Origin of the sequence: Neobacillus rhizophilus (genome assembly GCF_018343535.1) — a bacterium.
GTDB lineage: Bacteria > Bacillota > Bacilli > Bacillales > Cytobacillaceae > Neobacillus > Neobacillus rhizophilus.
The window spans coordinates 19,652-41,954 of sequence record NZ_JAGYPF010000002.1 but is presented as its reverse complement, the minus strand read 5'-3'; the positions used below and the strand labels follow the sequence as shown (position 1 = coordinate 41,954).

Annotated in this window: 19 protein-coding genes and 4 tRNA genes; 2 read left to right on the top strand and 21 right to left on the bottom strand. The window is 41.6% G+C overall.

The annotated features are described in order from the left end of the window. Position 1 precedes the first annotated feature (1 nt). The 15 genes from yycF to ychF all read right to left on the bottom strand — a co-directional run bounded on the left by yycF (position 2) and on the right by ychF (position 12,609). Positions 2 to 712, bottom strand: a complete 711-nt coding sequence (yycF, locus tag KHA99_RS08195) for a response regulator YycF (protein ID WP_213116976.1) — start codon at positions 710 to 712, stop codon at positions 2 to 4. Positions 713 to 1,003: 291 nt separating this feature from the next. Continuing rightward, positions 1,004 to 2,458, bottom strand: coding sequence for a peptidoglycan DD-metalloendopeptidase family protein (locus KHA99_RS08190; RefSeq protein WP_249366561.1), 1,455 nt, complete (start codon positions 2,456 to 2,458; stop codon positions 1,004 to 1,006). Positions 2,459 to 2,815: 357 nt separating this feature from the next. Beyond that, positions 2,816 to 2,888, bottom strand: a tRNA-Phe gene (locus KHA99_RS08185). A gap of 239 nt (positions 2,889 to 3,127) precedes the next feature. Then, positions 3,128 to 3,204: transfer RNA gene (locus KHA99_RS08180), tRNA-Asp, on the bottom strand. Between the two features lie 68 nt (positions 3,205 to 3,272). Then, positions 3,273 to 3,344, bottom strand: a tRNA-Glu gene (locus tag KHA99_RS08175). A 12-nt stretch (positions 3,345 to 3,356) separates the two neighbouring features. Then, positions 3,357 to 3,432, bottom strand: a tRNA-Lys gene (locus KHA99_RS08170). Positions 3,433 to 3,567: 135 nt separating this feature from the next. Then, positions 3,568 to 4,860, bottom strand: a complete 1,293-nt coding sequence (locus KHA99_RS08165) for an adenylosuccinate synthase (RefSeq protein ID WP_213116975.1) — start codon at positions 4,858 to 4,860, stop codon at positions 3,568 to 3,570. A gap of 199 nt (positions 4,861 to 5,059) precedes the next feature. Then, complete coding sequence (gene dnaB, locus KHA99_RS08160; protein WP_213116974.1) at positions 5,060 to 6,412, bottom strand: replicative DNA helicase; 1,353 nt, start codon at positions 6,410 to 6,412, stop codon at positions 5,060 to 5,062. Between the two features lie 173 nt (positions 6,413 to 6,585). After that, positions 6,586 to 7,035 carry a 50S ribosomal protein L9 gene (gene rplI, locus KHA99_RS08155; RefSeq protein WP_213116973.1) on the bottom strand — a complete coding sequence of 150 codons (450 nt, stop codon included), beginning with the start codon at positions 7,033 to 7,035 and terminating at the stop codon, positions 6,586 to 6,588. Further along, positions 7,032 to 9,005, bottom strand: a complete 1,974-nt coding sequence (locus KHA99_RS08150) for a DHH family phosphoesterase (protein ID WP_213116972.1) — start codon at positions 9,003 to 9,005, stop codon at positions 7,032 to 7,034. The genes rplI and KHA99_RS08150 overlap by 4 nt, the downstream gene beginning before the upstream one ends. Before the next feature lie 25 nt (positions 9,006 to 9,030). Next, the gene (locus tag KHA99_RS08145; protein ID WP_213116971.1) at positions 9,031 to 9,975 is read right to left on the bottom strand and encodes a YybS family protein; all 945 of its coding nucleotides are present in this window, start codon (positions 9,973 to 9,975) and stop codon (positions 9,031 to 9,033) included. Between the two features lie 200 nt (positions 9,976 to 10,175). Further along, positions 10,176 to 10,415, bottom strand: a complete 240-nt coding sequence (gene rpsR, locus KHA99_RS08140; protein WP_173062335.1) for a 30S ribosomal protein S18 — start codon at positions 10,413 to 10,415, stop codon at positions 10,176 to 10,178. Between the two features lie 52 nt (positions 10,416 to 10,467). After that, positions 10,468 to 10,980, bottom strand: coding sequence for a single-stranded DNA-binding protein (ssb, locus tag KHA99_RS08135; RefSeq protein ID WP_213116970.1), 513 nt, complete (start codon positions 10,978 to 10,980; stop codon positions 10,468 to 10,470). 69 nt (positions 10,981 to 11,049) lie between these two features. Continuing rightward, on the bottom strand, positions 11,050 to 11,337 hold the full coding sequence (rpsF, locus tag KHA99_RS08130) for a 30S ribosomal protein S6 (protein ID WP_213116969.1): 288 nt from the start codon (positions 11,335 to 11,337) through the stop codon (positions 11,050 to 11,052). 171 nt (positions 11,338 to 11,508) lie between these two features. Then, positions 11,509 to 12,609, bottom strand: a complete 1,101-nt coding sequence (ychF, locus tag KHA99_RS08125) for a redox-regulated ATPase YchF (RefSeq protein WP_213116968.1) — start codon at positions 12,607 to 12,609, stop codon at positions 11,509 to 11,511. A gap of 299 nt (positions 12,610 to 12,908) precedes the next feature. On the opposite strand from ychF, the gene KHA99_RS08120 reads away from it, so the two are divergent. Next, positions 12,909 to 15,665 carry an SH3 domain-containing protein gene (locus KHA99_RS08120; RefSeq protein WP_213116967.1) on the top strand — a complete coding sequence of 919 codons (2,757 nt, stop codon included), beginning with the start codon at positions 12,909 to 12,911 and terminating at the stop codon, positions 15,663 to 15,665. 133 nt (positions 15,666 to 15,798) lie between these two features. Here the strand turns inward: KHA99_RS08120 and KHA99_RS08115 are convergent, their stop codons facing one another. From KHA99_RS08115 to KHA99_RS08105, 3 genes are all read right to left on the bottom strand, one after another. Then, positions 15,799 to 17,805 carry a molybdopterin-dependent oxidoreductase gene (locus KHA99_RS08115; RefSeq protein WP_213116966.1) on the bottom strand — a complete coding sequence of 669 codons (2,007 nt, stop codon included), beginning with the start codon at positions 17,803 to 17,805 and terminating at the stop codon, positions 15,799 to 15,801. A gap of 86 nt (positions 17,806 to 17,891) precedes the next feature. Then, positions 17,892 to 18,089 carry a DUF951 domain-containing protein gene (locus KHA99_RS08110; protein ID WP_213116965.1) on the bottom strand — a complete coding sequence of 66 codons (198 nt, stop codon included), beginning with the start codon at positions 18,087 to 18,089 and terminating at the stop codon, positions 17,892 to 17,894. 15 nt (positions 18,090 to 18,104) lie between these two features. Further along, positions 18,105 to 18,977, bottom strand: a complete 873-nt coding sequence (locus KHA99_RS08105; RefSeq protein ID WP_213116964.1) for a mechanosensitive ion channel family protein — start codon at positions 18,975 to 18,977, stop codon at positions 18,105 to 18,107. A 169-nt stretch (positions 18,978 to 19,146) separates the two neighbouring features. Here KHA99_RS08105 and yyaC point away from each other — a divergent pair, with 169 nt between their 5' ends. After that, complete coding sequence (gene yyaC, locus KHA99_RS08100; RefSeq protein ID WP_213116963.1) at positions 19,147 to 19,761, top strand: spore protease YyaC; 615 nt, start codon at positions 19,147 to 19,149, stop codon at positions 19,759 to 19,761. Between the two features lie 130 nt (positions 19,762 to 19,891). Here yyaC and KHA99_RS08095 read toward each other — a convergent pair whose 3' ends face one another. From KHA99_RS08095 to KHA99_RS08085, 3 genes are all read right to left on the bottom strand, one after another. Continuing rightward, the gene (locus KHA99_RS08095; RefSeq protein ID WP_213116962.1) at positions 19,892 to 20,605 is read right to left on the bottom strand and encodes a DUF554 domain-containing protein; all 714 of its coding nucleotides are present in this window, start codon (positions 20,603 to 20,605) and stop codon (positions 19,892 to 19,894) included. Between the two features lie 68 nt (positions 20,606 to 20,673). Next, positions 20,674 to 21,525 (bottom strand): ParB/RepB/Spo0J family partition protein, encoded by an 852-nt coding sequence (locus KHA99_RS08090; RefSeq protein WP_213116961.1) that lies wholly within the window; start codon positions 21,523 to 21,525, stop codon positions 20,674 to 20,676. Next, positions 21,518 to 22,279, bottom strand: a complete 762-nt coding sequence (locus KHA99_RS08085; protein ID WP_213116960.1) for a ParA family protein — start codon at positions 22,277 to 22,279, stop codon at positions 21,518 to 21,520. The genes KHA99_RS08090 and KHA99_RS08085 overlap by 8 nt, the downstream gene beginning before the upstream one ends. Positions 22,280 to 22,303: the final 24 nt, after the last annotated feature.

Here is a 22,303-nt window from a genome sequence, read left to right as displayed (position 1 = left end):
ACTACTCCTGTTCAGGATTCCGTAAATAATAACCTACCCCGCGGCGCGTCACAATCCAGGCAGGATGACTCGGACTGTCTTCAATTTTTTCACGAAGGCGGCGTACCGTAACATCGACTGTCCGAACATCGCCATAATAATCATAACCCCAGACCGTTTGCAGTAGATGCTCGCGTGTCATAACCTGACCAATATGCTGTGCCAAGTAGTAAAGCAATTCAAATTCACGATGGGTAAGCTCAATGGTTTCCCCACGTTTAGACACGACATAGGCATCCGGATGGATGACAAGAGCGCCCACGACTATTTCATTCGTTTCATTTTCCGCATCAGGCTGTGCAATGATTTGCTGATGGCGGCGCAAATTTGCCTTCACACGGGCGATTAACTCTCTTGTGCTGAACGGCTTCGTCACGTAATCGTCAGCACCAAGCTCAAGTCCCAGGACTTTATCAATTTCTGAATCCTTGGCAGTCAGCATGATAATCGGCATTTCGTACTTTTTCCGTACTTCGCGGCAAACCTCCATTCCATCTCTTTGCGGCAGCATAATATCTAACAGGATTAAATCTGGCTGGATTTCTTCAACTAATTGAAGTGCTTGGTTTCCATCATAGGCGCAATAGACGTCATATCCTTCCTTTTTCAGGTTAAATTGAAGGATATCAGCAATCGGTTTTTCATCATCAACAACGAGAATTTTCTTTTCCATACCATTGCTCCTTTTTGTTTTTATTGTCTATATTTTTCTTTTTAAAAGTCATAACTACTCTATTTTACTTTACCATTGTTTCGCCTGAAATTCATCTATAACAAGTATTTGGAAGTCTTCTTCCAGTTAACTACTAGGGTTTCTAAAGAAAACTCGCCGATTGGCGAGCCCCTAAGGGCGAAGACAGAGGCGTAGTTGCACTTATGCGTTAAGAAAGTATAAAGTTTTCGGCAGAAAGTTTATACTTTCTTATTAGCCAAAAGAAAAAGCCTCTAGTTAAACTAGAGACTGTTATCTGCTTACATAAGAAAGTGGGTTTACCAAGCCGCCATTTTTATACACTTCGAAATGGAGGTGGACACCAGTTGCATCTCCGGTTGCTCCCATTACACCGATCGCTGTTCCTTTAGAAACTGTCTGTCCGGCTTTTACATTAAGCGAGGACATGTGGCCATATAGGGTACGCATTCCATTTTGATGGTCAATGATAACTTTATTTCCATAGCCGCCGTTGTCCCATCCGGCTGAAACAACTACACCATTATCTGCAGCTTTGATTGTTAAATTGCTTGGTCTGGCAATATCGATTCCTTTATGTTTTTTGCCCCAGCGGAACCCCATTTCACTGGATACATACCCGCCGACAGTCGGCCAAGCAAGTGTGCCCTCACCACGGGAAGGAATGGCCTTTGTTCCTTTAATGATAATATTATTTATAGGCTGCTGCAGGATTTGCTCACTAGTAACGTTCTTTTGGGAAGCAACACCATTTTGTTCTGAAATATGGTAGGTTACTGAACGAGATCCGTCTTGACCTTCTTGTTGTACTTTCTTTTCTCCCTTAGGGAGATTTGCGTCTTCTTCGATTTGCGTTTCAAATGGAATGGTTTCGTTTTGGTTCACTTCTTTTTCAACGATTACATCCACGTATGGCTTTAAGGCCGTAATATTGATTTCTTGGCCGATTTTTATTAATGAATCTGCTGTTAATCCAGGATTTAAGGCTAGCAATTCCGGTACTGTCAATCCATTTTGATGGGCAATTGATTCAAGTGCGTCGCCATCTTGAACAGCGTACTTCTTTTCTTCCAAAGTGCCTTTTTGTAAAAGAGTAACAGCCTCAGCAGGAGTTACGATTTTTTGCAACTCAACATTTTTCGTCTCCACAGAAACATTTTTTGAAAGACTTACATTTAAAATACGTGTTTCATTTTGATTTAAAGCCGGTAATGTGTCAGGTGAAGCCTCTTTACGTGCTTCAAGGTCTTGCAGCTGCTGTTCAGTAACATACTGCAGTTTAAGATTCTTGATTACGTCCTCACCCGCACTCTTATTTTCCAGATAAACAACAGGTGCTCCATCAATCATAATGGCAGCCGCTTCTGCTTGAACTTGGAATGTATTTCTTAAGTTTTGAAGAGTTTCTTGATTGTTTGCATTGGCGCTGAAAACTTGTTCAGGTACATATTGAACCTGTTCGCCAAGCTTTATGTTAAGATCTTTGATGGATTCCTTCATGGAATCCAATTTCTCTGCAACAATTTTATCGACAATTGCTTTATCCGTTACATTACCTATGTATGTACCATTGAGATAAACATGATAAACAGTTGTTAATTTTGAGGAAGTAGCCAGTGCCACCGGTCCGCTGCTAAACGCAATAACAGATGCTGCTACTGCTGATGCTATGGTTGTTTTTATTAATAAAAGTTTTTTAGAATTGTTTTTTTTGTTTAAAGAAAACATTATTTCCTCCTAAACCACGGTAAAACACAATGAAAGGGTTTCCCAGAATTTTAGCCTCTCTTACTTTACCATAGTTTTATAGAGATGAGATTAATAGTCTCCATAATGTAACACAATTGTATAATTACTGACATTATCCTACGTCTTTTGAAATATGCTAGTCATTTCTTCCTGTTTTTTTGTGCGGGTAATAGGGGGAAATCCCTATTATATCAGGGGTTTGTCCAATATCGGGATAATTTTACAAAATAAGACAAATTTCTATGCTATTTGTAAAAAACAGGGGCATTTATTACATTTATGTAACAAATGTAACAAAAAAAGAAATCCGCAATGTGTGCGAACTTCTTTTTGGGATGGCTCAGGACGGAATCGAACCGCCGACACAAGGATTTTCAGTCCTTTGCTCTACCGACTGAGCTACTGAGCCATATTTAGATGATTTCCTACAACAAGTATGAGGTAAGTCCTTCGTCCCCGCCTCAGAGAGCTTATTCAAGCAGCAGCTCGGCGTGTACGCTGATGCCTTTTCAAGGATGCTTACTCAATCGTGCAGACATCTTAGAAGGCTTATTCAAGGAGCGTCTCGATGTCTGCCCTGAAGTATTTCAAGGAAGCTTATTCGATCGTGCTCTACCGACTGAGCTACTGAGCCCATTCTAAATTAAGTGGCGGTCTGGACGGGACTCGAACCCGCGACCTCCTGCGTGACAGGCAGGCATTCTAACCAACTGAACTACCAGACCAATTTATAATATGATCAGCCAGCAAGGAGACTGTCCTTGCCAGTCATTTACCGGCCGACCAATGCCGATGACCCCTACGGGATTCGAACCCGTGTTACCGCCGTGAAAGGGCGGTGTCTTAACCGCTTGACCAAGGGGCCATTCGTAAAGAATGGTGAGCCATGAAGGACTCGAACCTTCGACCCTCTGATTAAAAGTCAGATGCTCTACCGACTGAGCTAATGGCTCGTTATTTAATGTATTTCCGCCATCTCTTGGCGACGTTTTTTATAATATCATGATAATGTATAATAGGCAATAGTTTTTCTAAAAAAACTTTTTAAAAAAGTAAAGCCCCCCTAGAAAGAGGGCTTTAAAAGAGTTCTAAACCTGTCTCCACGGGTTGCTGACGACGTTTGTTTGGGTGCGGTCAGGACCTACTGAGAAGGTTGATAATGGAATACCAGTTAATTGTGAAACGCGTGCTACATAGTGACGGGCGTTTTCAGGCAATTCATCCAAGGATTTACAGCCAGTAATATCTTCTGTCCAGCCTGGCAATTCTTCGTAAATTGGTTGACATTGAGAAAGAATCTTTAGGTTGGCAGGATATTCTGTAATGACTTCGCCATTAAATTGGTAAGCTGTACAAATCTTTAATGTCTCTATTCCTGTAAGAACATCAATAGAATTTAACGAAAGATCTGTCAAACCGCTAACACGGCGAGCATGGCGGACCACAACGCTGTCAAACCAGCCAACACGGCGTGGACGTCCTGTCGTTGTACCATATTCACGGCCGACTTCGCGGATCTGGTGGCCGATTTCATCATGTAACTCAGTTGGGAATGGACCATCACCAACACGAGAAGTATACGCTTTACATACACCAACAACATGAGTGATCTTAGTTGGGCCTACACCTGAACCAATCGTTACACCGCCGGCAACCGGGTTGGAAGACGTAACAAATGGATAGGTTCCTTGGTCGATATCAAGCATAACACCCTGGGCGCCTTCAAACAATACACGACGGCCTTCATCCAAAGCATCATTTAGAACGACGGATGTATCACAGACATACTTCTTAACCTGCTGGCCGTACTCATAGTATTCATCGAGAATATCTTCGACTTTGAAGCCGTTTGTTTCATAAATGCGTTCAAATAAACGGTTTTTTTCCTCTAGATTACGAACCAACTTTTCTTCAAAAATTTCACGGTCAAGCAAATCAGCAATGCGAATCCCGTTCCGGGCTGCCTTATCCATATATGCTGGACCAATTCCCTTTTTAGTTGTGCCAATTTTATTAGCGCCTTTGCGATCTTCTTCCACTTCATCCAATTTTATATGATAAGGAAGGATGACATGGGCACGATTACTGATGCGCAGATTATCGGTTGTAATTCCTTTTTCATGTAAATAAGCAAGTTCTTGAATAAGTGCCTTTGGATCGACGACCATGCCATTTCCGATGACACAAATTTTTTCCTTATAGAAAATCCCTGAAGGAATCAAATGCAGCTTATAAGTCTCGCCATTAAACTTGATGGTGTGGCCTGCATTATTTCCGCCTTGATAACGGGCAATTACTTCTGCATTTTCTGAAAGGAAATCAGTGATTTTCCCTTTTCCTTCGTCTCCCCATTGTGTACCAACAACCACTACTGATGACATGTAAGGCACCTCCGAATTTTTAGCTTTCATTAAATTAATTAATTCCCTTACATAGTTTATCAATTTTTTATGAAAAAAGTCAATTAAACACGAACGATTTATATCAAAATAGTAAAATATGTTCGTAAACTAAAAATCTATTAAAAAGGGGTCTGACCCCGCTGCAGGACAACACTAAAGCAGCGGGAATCAGGCCCCATTAAGCCCCTGGAGATTCATATCTTGTCTCCAGATTTACGAATTTATTATATTCTTTCACGAATGCTAGCGAAACGGTACCCGTCGGGCCGTTACGTTGCTTAGCAATGATAATTTCGATGATATTTTTGTTTTCCGATTCCTTATCATAGTAATCATCACGGTAAAGAAAGGCAACAATATCAGCATCCTGCTCGATAGACCCGGATTCACGGATATCTGACATCATCGGCCGCTTATCCTGACGCTGCTCCACACCACGGGATAGCTGCGATAAGGCAATAACAGGCACTTGCAGCTCACGGGCTAATTGCTTGAGGGAGCGGGAAATTTCCGATACTTCCTGCTGACGGTTTTCACCAGAGCGGCCACTTCCTAGAATAAGCTGCAAATAGTCAATTAAAATCATTCCCAAGCCGTGCTCTTGCTTTAAACGGCGGCATTTGGAACGAATATCACCTACTCTTACCCCAGGAGTATCATCAATATAGATTCCTGTGTTTGATAAGCTGCCCATTGCCATCGTCAACTTACCCCAGTCTTCCTCTGTCAGCGACCCAGTACGAAGCCTTTGGGCATCAATGTTCCCTTCGGCGCATAAAAGACGCATGACCAACTGCTCAGCACCCATCTCAAGACTAAAGATGGCAATATTTTCGCCGGTTTTTTTCGCAACATTTTGCGCAATATTTAAGGCAAAGGCTGTTTTACCAACTGAAGGACGCGCACCGACAATAATTAAATCATTGCGTTGGAAGCCTGCTGTCATCTTGTCAAGTTCAACAAATCCCGTCTCAAGGCCGGTAATCTCTCCAACGCGTTTATGCATTTCCTCAATATTGTCATACGTCCGAACAAGGACATCTTTAATATCATGGAAGGCTCCGGCATTCTTCCGCTGGGCCACCTCCATGATGCTTTTTTCGGCCTCGCTTAAAAGTGATTCGACTTCATCTTCACGAGTATAACCATCTGTGGCGATATTAGTCGCCGTGCGGATCAATCTTCTAAGAAGGGATTTCTCTTCTACGATTCTCGCATAATATTCAATATTGGCAGCCGTCGGCACAGCGCCTGCTAGTTCACTTAAATAGCTGACACCGCCTATATCCTCAATTAATTTAGCTGCAGCCAGTTCCTCAGTAACAGTTACTAAGTCAACTGCCTTTCCTTCGTCATTCAGCTTCAGCATCACATTAAAGATTTTTTGGTGGGCGGCTCGATAGAAATCCTCTGGAATCAAGATTTCCGAAGCCATTGTTAAAGAAGAAGGCTCTAAAAAAATGGCACCTAATACCGCCTGTTCTGCCTCAATATTTTGTGGGGGCATGCGGTCTGCAAACAAATCATTCATCTATTAAAACCCCTCCTAACTAGAGAGTGATTATTAATCTTATAAAAATAATCATATCTTAAAAAGAAAAAAGTGACCAGATAAACCGATCACGTCTCAAATCTTGCTTTTCTATTTTATCATGATTCATCTAAATTTGAACTGGCAAATTTTATTCTTCTACAGGCTGTCTTTTATTTTCCTTCTTTCACATGAACGGTCAAGGTGGCTGTTACGTCATGATGGAGCTTAACTGGAACCTTCGTATGACCTAATGTCCGAATCGCATCATCGAGTTCCATTTTCCGTTTGTCGATTTTAATTCCGTGCTTCTTTTGCAGTTCTTCAGCGATTTGTTTTGAGGTGATAGAACCAAATAGACGTCCGCCCTCACCAGCTTTTGCTGTCAGCTCCACTGTAACTTTATCTAAAGTTTCTTTGAGCTTTTTTGCATCAGCAAGCTCTTCAGCCGCTTCTTTTTCCTGCTTTTTCTTTTGGGCATCCAAAGTGCTGACATTAGCGGAGTTTGCTTCAACAGCAAGCCCCTGCTTAATTAAAAAGTTGTGGGCATAACCGTCCGCCACGTTTTTTATTTCACCCTTTTTTCCTTTTCCTTTTACATCTTTAAGAAAAATTACCTTCATTCTTTTGTACTCCCTTCTAAATAATCCTCGATTACTTGCTTCAACTGGTCCTCTGCTTGTTCAATGGTAAGGCCTGTCAGCTGGGTGGCTGCATTTGTCAAGTGTCCGCCGCCTTTCATCCCTTCCATAATGACCTGTACATTTATGTTTCCTAGTGAACGAGCGCTGATTCCAATCAGTTCCTCACTTCTTTTTGAAATAACGAATGAGGCCGTCACTCCATTCATAGTTAGAAGCGTGTCTGCAGCCTGGGCGATAATCACTTGGTCATTGAAATCCTGTTCGGAGCCTTTGGCAATGGCAATTCCCTCATGATAGAAATAGACAGATTCAATGAGCTTCGACCTTTTGATGTATGTACCGACGTCTTCTTTCAGGAACTTTTGCACAAGGATCGTGTCAGCCCCGTGAGCCCGCAGGTAGGATGCAGCATCAAATGTCCTTGATCCCGTCCTTAGTGAAAAACTTTTGGTATCGACAATAATTCCCGCCAACAGCGCTGTTGCTTCAATTACTTCAATTTTACCTCGTTTTGGCTGATATTCCAAAAATTCCGTTACAAGTTCTGAAGTAGAAGAGGCATACGGCTCCATATAAACGAGCAATGGGTTGGCGATAAAATCCTCACCGCGGCGGTGATGGTCGATAACTACGACATTATCGATTTTATTGAGCAGCCGCTCCTCCATAACAAGGGAAGGTTTGTGGGTATCGACCACAACAAGGAGTGTTTTATCAGTGGCAATTTCTAAGGCCTCTTCCGGCCCTATAAAGCGGGAATATAACTTCTCCTGATGGCGGATTTCATCCATCATCCGTTTAACGCCACTCTCCATTTCCTGCATGTTTACAACAATATAAGCATCCTTTTGATTGAGTTGTGCCACTTTATAAATCCCAATGCTTGAACCAATGGAATCCATATCCGGATTTTTATGTCCCATAATAATGACCTTGTCACTGGCTATAATCAAATCTCTTAAAGCGTGGGAGATAACCCGTGCCCTCACGCGCGTACGCTTTTCAATTGGATTTGTTTTTCCACCGAAAAATTTCACCTTGCCATTTGGAAGTTTAATCGCCACCTGATCACCGCCGCGGCCTAATGCTAAATCAAGGCTCGATTGTGCTAACAATCCCAATTCCGGCAGCGAAGATACACCTGTTCCAACACCAATACTTAGTGTAAAGGAGGTATTTTGCTTCGAGGTCATTTCCCTTACTTCGTCTAAAATTGAGAATTTCCCCTTTTCAAGGCCGTGAAGAATTTCCTCATTAAAAACAGCAATAAAACGTTCTGACGATATTCGTTTTAGAAAAATCCCATTATCGTTTGCCCATTTATTTAAAATAGAGGTGACCAAATTATTAAGACTCCCGCGCATTTGATCGTCCATTCCCTGTGTCAAGTCGTCATAATTATCTAAGAAAATGATGGCAATAGCCGTTCGTTCATTAAGATATAACTTTTCAATCTCAGCTTGTTCAGTTACATCAAAAAAATACAAGAGCCGTTCCTCAGGTTTATGAATGACACGGAATTTCTTATCATGAAGGGTGATAACTTCTGTTTTGGCCTCCTGTTTTATCAATGGAATTAACCTGTCAGCAACATCGTAAAGCGACTTGCCTAGCAAGGTATCCTCATCGAAACACGAGGATAAATAAGGGTTTGCCCACTCGATGGTATATTCTTCATTGATCAGCATAATCCCGATTGGCAGCTCGAGCAGTGCTTCCTCGCCAACCTTTTTAACTCGGTAAGAGAGCGTTGCAATATAATCTTCCATTTCCTTTCGCTGGCGCCGGTCCACCACAAACATATAGTAAAGAGGGATAAACATGGCGAAGAACCCCGCCAAGCTTAATATCCAATTGTATAATAGCAGGACAATGAGCAGTACCACTGTAACGCCGATTAACCCATAAAAAGGATAACGTATCGATCGTTTTTCTAAAAATGCTGGCAAAGTTTTCAGCTCCCAATCACAGTAGTCATGACTCTTTTTTAAACTTTTTCCGTAAATCAAAGCCTAAATCAATTATACCTAATATCCCTATAATATAAAGAAAAATCGGAATAATGAAGGAGAAAACAGCCAGGATAACTGCCACTGATTTAGAGATTCCTTTCGCATCAAAGTAATAAAACATAAAGGTATAGCCCTGAAAAATCATTAAGAATTGCAGGACATATGTAAGATTTAATAATACAGCAAATAGATATGTCCCTTCCTGAGGGTTTAGCACCATATTTGCAAACAGGGTAATCAGAAGATACCACAGCAGACTTCTCGGCAGGCTGAGGTCTTTAAACGGCTTCCACTTTTTAATTTCAACACCAAATCTTTTTACGATTGGATAGGATACCAGTTGAATCATCAATGTCAGAATAAACGAGGTTAATACAAACAATGTTGGGATCAAGGTTCTAACCATTTCTAATCCTCTAGTGAATTGTTTTACCGTATTTTCTGCTTGTTTTTCCTGACCTAAATTCTTCAGCATATCGGTTGACATTTTAATGGAATCCTTCATGGTATTAATCATTTCGTTGATGATGTCCATGTTAAAAAAGACAATACTAACAGCATACATCCCAATGATATTAATCAGTAAAACAAATGAACTGGCAATGAAGATTGTCATTCGCTCTTTTTTCTTTTGAATTAAATACCCCATTACTGCTCCTGTTGTTCCAAATGACAAGGCTAATGGAAGGGAGAGGAACGACCCGACAATAATGGAAAGAAGTATAGAGGCAACAACAAATACAATAGTCCATTTTCCTTCATATTTAGCCGCAAACAGAATAAAGGGAACGGCTAAAAACAAACTTGAAACCATTCCGACAAATGGTAAATACATCGATATTAGAAACAAAACCGTAAAGGCTGCTAAAAGCATGGCGCCTTCTGTTAACTTACGAACATTTTTCACTTCTTCACCTCGAAACTAAACCTTCTACTTCTTAATTTTAGCTAGATATAGCATGCTATTCAAATTTTTTGCAAATGAAAACCCGCCGATAGGCGAGTCCGATAGGACGGTTCATGAGGGGGAGCTAAATTTATACTTTCTTATTTGCTAATAAAAAGACAGCCAGGGCTCTCGCCTTGGCTGTCTTTTATGCAGCTTTATTATTCACCTGCAACGAATGGTAATAAAGCCATTTGACGTGCACGTTTGATTGCAACAGTCAATTTGCGTTGGTATTTAGCGCTAGTACCAGTCACACGACGTGGTAAAATTTTACCGCGTTCAGAGATGAATTTTTTTAGTAAATCTACATCTTTGTAATCGATGTTAGTGATACCGTTTGCTGTAAAGTAACATACTTTACGGCGTTTTGCGCGTCCGCCTTTGCGTCCTCCTGCCATGGAAATTCCCTCCTTCACTTTTTAAAAATTAATCCGATCTATTAAGGTTACATTAGAATGGAAGATCATCGTCAGAAATGTCGATTTGACCGCTTCCTGCAAATGGATCATCATTTACTTTTGTAAAACCTTGGTTAGAATTTTGTCGTTGATTCTGATTGCCGCCGCCAAATGGGTTTCCTTGCGGCTCCATTGGAGGTGCACCATAGAAATCGTTGCCTCTTCCGCCACCGCCGCCTGATGCGCCTTTTGGTTCTAAGAACTGAACACTTTCTGCTACAATCTCTGTAACATATACGCGTTTGCCATCTTGTCCTTCATAGTTGCGGGTTTGAATCCGACCGTCAACACCTGCTAAACTTCCTTTTTTTAAGAAGTTTGCCACATTTTCTGCCGGTTTTCTCCATACGACACAGTTAATAAAATCTGCTTCGCGTTCCCCCTGCTGATTCGAAAATGCCCGATTTACAGCTAAAGTAAAGGTAGCAACTGCAACGCCGCTTGGTGTATAACGAAGGTCAGGATCTTTAGTTAAACGGCCAACAAGAACGACACGATTCATCATCAGAATCAACTCCTTTTCTCCCGGAAATGTTCCACGTGAAACATTTTTTACCAGAAATATTTATATATTTTACTCTTCTTCTTTAATTACGATATGACGAATGATATCTTCGTTGATCTTTGCAAGACGTGCAAATTCTTGAACTGCAGCAGACGAAGATGTTGTCTTAACGATTTGGTAGTATCCGTCACGGAAATCATTGATTTCGTAAGCAAGACGGCGTTTACCCCAATCCTTCGATTCAGCAGCTTCCGCGCCATTATCAAGAAGAATGTTGTTGAAACGCTCTACAAGAGCTTTTTTTGCTTCATCTTCAATGTTTGGACGGATGATGTACATGATTTCGTACTTGTTCATCACAGTCACCTCCTTTTGGTCTAAAACGGCCCGAATATGGGCAAGGAGCAATTATTCATTACTCACAAGTTGAAATTATAGCACAATAGAACGACAAATGCAATTCCCTTCACATGAATGCCATAATCTTTATAAGAAATGAAGAAAGGCTGACACCTGTCAGCCTCTGAATTATACGTTAAAACGGAAGTGCATGACGTCTCCGTCTTTTACTTCGTATTCTTTACCTTCTAATCGGACTTTGCCTGCTTCTTTTGCGGCATTATAATTTCCGGCAGCCACTAAGTCATCAAAGGAAACAGTTTCTGCACGGATAAAGCCACGCTCAAAATCAGAGTGGATGACCCCTGCACACTGAGGAGCCTTCATTCCTTTTCTAAAGGTCCAGGCACGGACCTCCTGCACACCGGCAGTAAAATACGTAGCTAAACCAAGCAAACTGTAGGCAGCTCGGATTAATTGGTCAAGCCCAGATTCTTCAATTCCAAGCTCCTCGAGGAACATTTGCTTTTCTTCGCCTTCAAGCTCGGCGATTTCCTCTTCGATTTTCGCACAGACGACAATGACTTCAGCATTTTCTTTAGCCGCATATTCCCGGACCTTTTGGACATATTCATTTCCGGACGGGTCAGCAACATCATCTTCACTGACGTTAGCTACGTAAAGGACCGGTTTAATAGTCAGAAGATGGAGGTGTTTAACTACTTTTAATTGCTCTTCTGTAAATTCAACGGACCTTGCAGGTTTTTCTGTTTCAAAAGCGTCGCGGAGCATTGCTAGCACTTCAAACTCTGCCGCAGAATCTTTATCCTTTTGCTTGGCCAATTTTTCCGCACGGCCAATACGTTTTTCCACCGATTCCATATCAGCAAGAATTAATTCCAAGTTGATGGTCTCGATATCAGAAATCGGGTCAACCTTACCCGATACATGGGTAATATTTTCGTCAGCAAAGCAGCGAACCACTTGGCAGATCGCGTCCACTTCACGAATATGAGAAAGGAATTTGTTCCCTAATCCTTCCCCCTTGCTGGCGCCTTTAACAATCCCAGCAATATCGGTAAATTCAAACGCTGTCGGAACTGTCTTTTTCGGCTGAACAAGCTCCGTTAATTTTTGCAAACGATAGTCCGGTACCTCTACAATCCCAACGTTAGGGTCAATTGTGCAGAAGGGATAGTTTGCCGATTCCGCTCCCGCCTGGGTAATTGCATTAAATAATGTGGACTTGCCCACGTTTGGTAGCCCCACAATACCCGCTGTTAAAGCCATTCGCGTTCACTCCTCAAGATAGAATATCTATTTCAATTTAATTCGTCCTAAAAATTACAAGCCTTTCACCATTATAGGCATTTGTTTGTAAAAAGACAAGAATGGACCTTTCCTGACTGAAGTACACGACATAAAACCTCATAATCTAAGAAAATTAGAAAAAAACACCGTTTTATTGCAACAATTTCCCTTAAATTTCTCTACTAAATTAGCAAATATGGTAAAATTTAATATAAATCTATTACTTTTTCCTTAACATTAGGAAAAAAACACATATTTATGAGTTATAGGGAGGAGAAATGGAAAAACAAGAGCTATTACCAAGCAGAGTAGAAAAGTACAAAAATTCCCATCCCCAACCTAGTGTTGTAAAAAAGGCAATATTGCCGACGTTTTGTTTTGCGGTTCTGTCAGCGGCGGCCTTCGAAGAAGCCGTCTTTGCTGAATCCAATTCGACACAAACAAGTAATATTCAATCAGCCATAACAAGGTATGTAAATGTTGATATCGGCTCACTTAATCTGCGAAAAAGTGCTTCTACAAGTTCAGCTGTACTTGCCGCATTACCAAAAGGTACGGCTGTAACGGTTTACTCCGAAGTGAATGGCTGGGCTATGGTTACAGCCAGCGGAAAAAGCGGATATGTAAGCTCACAATTTTTATCAAATCAAAATTCTTCATCAGCAGCTGTACCGCCAGGACCAACACCAACTGCAGCATCGGCAACGAAATATGTGAATATTGAAAGCGGCTCACTTAATATGCGGAGTGGTACGTCAACGAGCGACTCCATTATTGCGAAACTCTCAAAGGGCACAGAGGTGAAGTTTTTTTCTGTAACGAACGGCTGGGCCAAAATTGAGGTAAACGGAAAAACTGGTTATGTCAGTTCAGCCTATTTGGCGGACAAGACCTCAGAAAGCAGCAACGTTACTACACCAGCTCCACAGCCAGCAGCAACGAAATACGTGAATATCGTAAGCGGCTCACTTAATATGAGAAGTGGTGCATCAACGAGTGACTCCATAATCGCGAAGCTCACTAAGGGCACAGAGGTGAAGTTTTTTTCAGCAACGAACGGCTGGGCCAAAATTGAGGTAAACGGGAAAACTGGTTATGTCAGTTCTGCCTATTTGGTGGACAAGCCTTCTGAAAGCAGCAGCGTAACAGCACCGGCTCCACAGCCGGCTGCAACGAAATATGTGAATATTGAAAGCGGCTCACTTAATATGCGGAGTGGTACGTCAACGAGCGACTCCATTATTGCGAAACTCTCAAAGGGCACAGAGGTGAAGTTTTTTTCTGTAACGAACGGCTGGGCCAAAATTGAGGTAAACGGAAAGTCTGGTTATGTCAGTTCAGCCTATTTGGCAGACAAGTCTTCTGAAAGTAGCAGCGTTCCAACTCCGGCCCCACAGTCGGCTGCAACGAAATATGTGAATATCGATTCTGCTTCAAAATTGAATGTTCGAAAAAGCCCATCCTCTGGTTCTGCCATTCTCACAAAACTGACTAACGAAACTGAGGTAACTGTCTATTCTGAAGAAAATGGCTGGGCGAAGATTATGGTAAATGGGCAGGAAGGGTATGTCAGTTCTGAATATCTTGCCCCCGCAAAAGCGGGCTCAACTACTGAAACCAAAAAAGAAGAACCCATACCTGTGACCAAGTTTGTAAACGTCAGCTACGACTCCCCCTTAAATATGCTGAAAAGCGCCGCAGCAGATGCATCTATATTGGTAAAGCTAGCCCGCGGTACAGAGGTAACGGTTCTTTCAGAAGAAAACGGCTGGGCCAAGATTGAAGCATATGGGCAAATAGGCTATGTCGACCCGCAGTACTTATCAGAAACAAAGCCTGCAGCCGGTACTGATTCTCCTGCTGAGAACAATACAGAGCAAAAAGACACAGCAATAGTGGAGAAATATGTAAACGTCGTATACGGCTCCAGCTTAAATATGCGTGCAGAGGCTTCCACAACAGCTTCTGTCTTGACGAAGCTGGCTAGAGGGACCATTGTAACAGTCAATTCTGAAGAAAATGGCTGGGCAAAGGTAACAGCAAATGGAAAAACAGGTTATGTAAGTGCACAGTATTTATCTGCATCAGAACCATTTAATCCAAATGTAACCAACAGCAACATTGAAAAGGTTTATGAAAACTACAACATCAGCCTGGCGGACATGGTAAAGCTGGAAATGGCAGTGAATCCGCAGACAGACAAGAAATACGCGGCCTACATCCGCGCTGATGCGCTAACCTTAACCAGTCCTTCAAGCGGGATTGTTAATGGTACGGTTTGGAACGTACGCGGCGGCGCCGGTACAGACTTTTGGACAATCGCCCAAGTGAAAAGTCAAGAGCAACTGCAAATACTTGGCAAAGTAACAGGCACTGACGGATTTGACTGGTACCAAGTCGTCTATAATAAATCATGGGTAAATGCTAGTCCGGAAGACGTCAGCTATTATGTGAATCCAAATAATTTCTTAAGTACAACAGTTGATTCCCTTCAATTTTTAAAGCTTTCTGCAACAGCCAATCTTAATGCAGAAGAGGTAAACCAAAGAATCCTGTCCGGAAAAGGGATTTTACAGGGAACCGCCTCAGCTTTTATTACTGCAGGCCAAACTTACGGAATCAATGAAATTTATTTAATTTCCCATGCCTTATTGGAAACAAGTAATGGCACATCCAAGTTAGCGTCTGGCGTAGTGGTGAATGGAAAAACCGTTTACAATATGTATGGAATCGGCGCTTACGATAATACCGCTTTAGAAAGCGGTGCCCAATTTGCCTATAATGCCGGATGGTTTACTCCTGAAGCAGCCATTATTGGCGGAGCACAATTTATTGCCAATGGCTATATTAATGCAGGTCAGGATACACTTTATAAAATGAGATGGAATCCGGGTTCTGCTGCAGCAAAAGGATCGGCCTCCCATCAGTATGCTTCTGATATTGGCTGGGCGGCAAAGCAAGTTTTCCAGATTCATAATTTATATAGTTTGCTTGTTTCTTATAAGCTCATTTTAGAGATTCCGCAATATAAATGAAAACTTGCCGATTGGCGAGTCCGTTAGGACGAAGACAGAGTACTAGTTGAATTTATACTTTCTTATTAGCTAAACAGAACAGAAAACAAGTTTTAAAAAGGGGCCTAACCATTTAATGGGGCCCCTTTTCATCTTATATTTTTTCTATCGCAACAAGACAGTCGTATAAAGTGCTTCCCAGCCCATTATCTGATTCATGGCTTGAGGTCAGGTTATTGACGGAACCGCCAAATTCCTTCCATATTCCCTCATCAATGTTAATCGTGTCCGGGTGGGCTGACGCCAAAATGGACACATAGCCTTTTACTTCGCCGCGGTCATTCCATACCTTTACAAAATCACCAGTTTGTAAACCATGAGCAGCAGCGATATTTTGCGCGACTTCCACTTTTAATTTTACTTTCCCTCCCAATAAATGATAGTTCTGTGAGTGATTTGAGCGCATTGGATGAATCGTCAGCAGGCTGTACGGGAACTTTTCAGCTATGTTTGGATTTTTCCATTTCGATTCTTCCGGTACTGCCAATTTCAACAAACCATCAGCACCCTTTACACGCCCTGTCAGGGAAGTAAATTCAAATTTTCCTGACGGCGTTTGAAACTTTCGGTCCTGCCAAGGAACTTTCTGTACAGGCAGCTCTAACGTATGCTGTTCTTTTAACTTTTCCAGGCTCAAGCCTTTGCCTTCTAATGACCTTAAAGTCATCTTCAGCCATTCGTCACGTGAAAAATCAAAATCGGAACCGAAACCAAGCCGTTCAGCTAACTGGGTCCAAATCCATAAATCCGGTTTGGCTTCACCGGGTGCAGCGGCGATCTTCGGTCCGTAATTGACATAATGATGGTACATCGATGAATAATAGAAATCCTCTTCCTCAAAGACGGTCGTTACAGGCAGTACATAGTCAGCCAATTTGGCTGTGTCTGTCATATATTGCTCCATTACAACCAAGGTTTCAACCGATGAAAATGCTTTTGCCACGATGGTTGAATCAGGAACTTGTGTCAACGGATTCCCACATGTAACAAAAATCATTTTAATCTTTGGATTGACCGCCGACAAAATCCCTTCCGCCTGTTTCATAATTGAAAATAAGCGATGATTTTTCCTGCGGCCTGGCAGCGTCAATTCTTCAAAATCAAAGCTTTGTCCAACTTGAAGATTGGCATAGTTGGCTCCGCCGCCCGGAATTCCGATATTCCCGCTTACTGCAGCAAGGGCGTCAATCAAGCGAATCGTATTGCCGCCATTTTGGTACCGCTGCAGGCCAAGACCCATAAAAGTAGCTGTTGGTTTATCAGCATAAAGATGTGCTAGCTCTGTTATGTTTTCTTGGGAAACTTCCGTCATTTCACTGATGGTTTCTATAGAGATTCCATCAAGAAGATTCACTAAATCAGCAAAACCAAACGTAAAGTCCTCGATAAAACTCCGATCTTCCAGCCCTAAACGAAGCATTTCCTTAATAATTCCAGCGGCTAATATACCATCCATCCCGGGTTTTATCGTTATATGTTTATCAGCAATTTTTGCTGTTGCGTTAAAGAGCGGGTCAATCACATATAGCTTTGCGCCCTGCTTTTTCACTTCCAACAGCTTTTCGTAAAAATGCATATTAGTCCGAGCAGCATTTCTCCCCCAAATAATGATATTTTTACTGTTAATAATATCATTTGGTTCATGGCTCCAGGCATTGCCGAAATCCCACTTCTGCGCTTCGATTCCAGAGCCCCAGCAAAGGGAACCATAAAGTTCGGTAACGCCGCCATAACAATTAAAAAAGCGCTGGTCGAGATTCTTCAAAATGCCGTTATTGGCATAGTCATGGCTGTGAAGCACAGCCGTTGTTCCAAAACGTTCTTTTATATCGTGCAATTTGGTTGCTATTTCATCCAGAGCCTGCCCCCAGGAAATTTGCTCAAATTTGCCATTTATCTTTTTTAAAGGGTGCAAGAGCCTTTCTGGTGAATTCGTTCTTGTTTCAAGCATCCGGCCTCGGCCGCAAATCTTCCCCTTTGTGATAGGATGGTCTGGATCTCCTTCCACCTTTACCACTCGGTCATTTTCCAAAGTAACCTTTAAACCGCAGCTATCCCAGCAGTTCAATGGACACGCAGCCTTGACAACTGTTTGAGCCAATTACTCCACCCCCAAACTGTGAATCTACTATTTCAACTTTAATATTAAGGATAATACACGTTAATAAAAAAAAGAAGCATGAAATATTATCCTTCATGCTTCACAAGAATCTTCTTCATTTTCCTGGAGAATTCCCTTCTTGGGATGAGAACACTATGCCCGCAGCCTTCGCATTTAATCCGGATATCCATTCCCATCCGAATGATTTTCCAGCGATTGGTTCCGCATGGGTGCTGCTTCTTCATCTCGACAATATCATTAATCCCAAATTCTTTTTCTTCCAATTCAATCACCTGCCTCTAAACACCAGTAACTGGATTTTTTGATAACATGACAATATTTGGATATGAAATATCAATTCCATTTTGATCTAATTCTAATTTGATATCTCTTCGAATATTCCTAGCCAGTGCTGCGTGTTTCATCGGTTGGGTTTCAGCCACAATTCTTAGCGTCACTTCTGTTGGACTAAGATTTTGTACACCCAGGAGTTCAGGACTCTTCACTAATTCATCATACTTTTCCTGCATTGTCTCCAAGAGGCCTTCAATTACCCGCTGTGCTTTTTCTATATCCTCTTTATAAGGGATGGCAATATCCACAACAGCCACACTATTATTTATCGAGAAATTCGTTACTTCTAAAATGCTTCCATTAGGGATAATATGAACTTCGCCTGTCCAACTTTTAATTTTGGTTGTCCGTAAACCAATTGTTTCGACATTTCCTTCAAACTGGCCAATCTTAACATGGTCTCCTACTGAAAACTGATCTTCAAAAATAATAAAGAATCCGGTAATTACATCTTTCACTAAACTTTGTGCACCAAACCCTACCGCTAAACCAACAATTCCTGCACCTGCAAGCAGAGCCTTAACATCAATGTTCATAACCGAAAGAATCGTTAGGAAGGCAATAAAATAAACCACATAAGATAGAATATTATCCAGAAGCTTGGACAGTGTTTCTTCACGCCGGACATTTGTTCTAAGCGGTGAAATGTTTCTTATTTTAAATATGTTATGAATCATTACTTTGCCAAATCGAATTAATAATTGCGCAACAATAATAATAGCAATGATTTTAACAAGGCCTTCACCAAGGTTCAGCCAAGTATCTTCATTTTGCAATTTGGCAATGATTTTTTTAAATCCTTTTTCTGTAATACTCATTAAGACACCTTCCTTTAAGCTTAACAACTGCCATTACTATTTTAACAATTTTTCAAAAGAGTTAATAGCCATCTGAATTTTTCTTTTTCTGTTTGAATATGTATAGTTTCTCAAAATTTTCCGTATACTGTTAAGGCAGATGAGCGAAAAGATTTAGGGAGTGGACTTAATGAATCTGAAAGCTTTCATGTTTGACAGGAAGGCTAAGACGCAGTTCATGCATGATGACCTGCATGCCGCTGAAAGTTTAGCTGATGAACTGCTTCAACATATTCCGTCAGTAACAAGCCGTCCCATCGTTTTTGTTTGTATTGGTACTGACCGCTCAACAGGAGATTCATTAGGGCCACTTGTTGGGACGTTATTGGAGGAGAAGAAGCTCGAATCCTTTTATGTGTATGGAACTTTAGATGAGCCAGTTCATGCTGTTAATTTAGCAGATAGACTGGAGGAAATAAAAACCTTACATTCAGACCCCTATATTATCGGTATAGATGCCTGCCTTGGCCGCAATAAAAATGTTGGTGCCATTCAGGTGGGGCAAGGTCCTGTTAAACCAGGGGCCGGGGTGAATAAGGAGCTGCCGCCAGTCGGCGAGCTTCATATTACCGGAATCGTGAATGTCAGTGGGTTTATGGAGTTTTATGTATTGCAAAATACCCGTCTAAATTTAGTTATGAAAATGGCTAAAACCATTGCAAATGGAATTTACCAGGCCGGCCTTTTGTACAATAAACAAAGCTGGACGAACCTGGAATGGATAGAAGAAGAGAAAACGAATTAAGAGCAACGGATCAATCAGTCCATTGCTCTTTTTATTTTAGCTAATAAGAAAGTATAAACTTTCTTAACGCATAAGTGCAACTACGCCTCATGAACAGCCCTTAGGGGCTCGCCAATCGGCGAGTTTTTCTTTATAAATATTGATGGTAGTTATATAAAATTGTCACAATCGCTCCAGTCACCAGTATGGCAGGGAGGAGGTTGGCGACTTTTATTTTGGTTAAGCCCGTAAGATTTATCCCGATTGCAAAAATCATGATACCGCCTACTGCAGTCATTTCGACAATAAACTGGTCCATTAAGGCCTGGGGGACAAATCGGTCGATTTGAGTGGCAAATAAGGCAATCAATCCTTGATACAGCACGACTGGAATAGCAGAAAAAATAACGCCTATTCCCAACGTCGTAGTTAAGATTAAGGCGGTAAAACCATCGATTAAGGCCTTTGTATAAAGAACATCATGGTCGCCGCGGATCCCGCTGTCAAGTGCCCCGATAATGGCCATGGCGCCGATTACAAAAATTAACGTAGCTGTGACAAAGCCTTCGGCAATACTGCCCTTTCCGTTTGAGCCAACCTTATTTTCCAGCCAGCCCCCAAGGTCATTTAGCTTTTCTTCAAGTTTTAGTAGCTCGCCAAACACCGCCCCTACAACAAGGCTGATAATCACAATTAGGAAATTTTCACTTTTTAAACCCATCTGTAAGCCCAAAACCATGACCGATAAGCCAATTGCATACATGACGGTTGTTTTCATGCTTTCCGGAATGCGGTTTAATAACTTACCCAGAAGGGTACCAACAACAATTAACAATCCATTCACTAGTGTGCCTAATAAAAACATGCTGTCCTCACCTTTTTTCTCTTTTATGAAAAGGAATCTCTAAAAAAATAAACCATCCCGAAGATGGCTTATTCTGTATCATCCGGTCCCAAAAGCGATAGAATTCGTTCCAAATCCTCCTGGGAGAAAAATTCAATTTCAATTTTCCCTTTATTCTTGTTTTGTTTAATGTGCACTGATGTTCCAAACCGTTCCCTTAATGAATGCTCCCGTTCTTTGATAAAGACATCCTTTTTCTTATCTGGATTTTTTGTTTCACGTGGAACATTTTCATTTAGCTGCTGAATCAGTTTTTCAAGCTGGCGCACATTTAATGATTCCTTGATCACCTTTTCGACTACTGCTGAAAGCTTCGCTTTTTGGCGAAGACCAAGTAAAGCACGGCCATGTCCCATCGTTATTTTCCCTTCAGAAATCAACGCTTGAATGTTTGGTGGCAGGGACAATAGACGAATATGGTTAGCTACATGCGGCCGGCTTTTTCCAAGACGTTTGGCTACTTCTTCCTGGGTCAATTTCAGCTTTTCCATCAGGTTGTTGTAGGCTTGTCCTTCTTCAATTGGATTTAAATCCTCCCGCTGAAGGTTTTCAAGGACGGCCAATTCCATCATTTGCTGCTCGGAAAGCTCTCGCACTACAGCTGGGACGGTTTCAAGCTTTGCTTCTTTTGCAGCCCTAAACCTGCGTTCCCCTACCACAATTTCAAAGCCCTTTATACTTTTTCTTACAATAATCGGCTGCAGGATTCCATGTTCTAAAATGGAAGCTTTCAATTCTTCAATGGCTTCTGGTTGGAAATGCTTGCGAGGCTGGTAGGGGTTTGGACGTAAATCCTTTAGTTTAATTTCTTGGATTGTCTCCTCTTTGCCAGCTTCCATTGTAAAAAATGCATTCAGGCCTTTTCCTAAGCCCTTAGCCATGCGAGACCACTTCCTTTGCTAAATCTAAATATACTTCAGCGCCCCGGGACCTGGCATCATAATTAATGATTGGTTCCCCATGGCTTGGAGCCTCACTTAGACGAACGTTTCTTGGAATAATGGTTTTATACACTTTATCCTGGAAATACTTCTTCACTTCCTCAATGACCTGGATGCCAAGATTAGTTCTTGCATCGAGCATTGTTAATAATACGCCTTCGATTTTTAGATCTTGATTCAAGTGCTTTTGCACCAGCCTTACCGTGTTCAATAATTGACTTAATCCCTCCAAGGCATAATATTCACACTGCACAGGGATTAGCACGGCATCAGATGCTGTTAAAGCATTAATCGTCAATAAACCTAATGATGGCGGACAATCGATGATTACATAATCAAATTGATCTTTCACCTCTTCCAAAGCTCGTTTTAAACGAACCTCTCTGGAAATGGTCGGCACCAATTCAATTTCAGCTCCTGCAAGCTGGATTGTGGCCGGGATAGCGTATAAATTTTCCACGGCTGTCGGCTTAATGACTTCCTTCGCTTCCACATCATCTACTAAAACATCGTATATACACTGGTCGACTTCTGCTTTTTCAATACCAATTCCGCTAGTTGCATTTCCTTGCGGGTCAATATCTACTAATAAGACCCGTTTTCCTATATGTGCTAAGCAGGCGCCCAGGTTGACAGAAGTAGTCGTTTTACCGACTCCGCCTTTCTGATTCGCGATTGCAAGGATTTTACCCACGATGTCACCTACCCTTTAATTCTC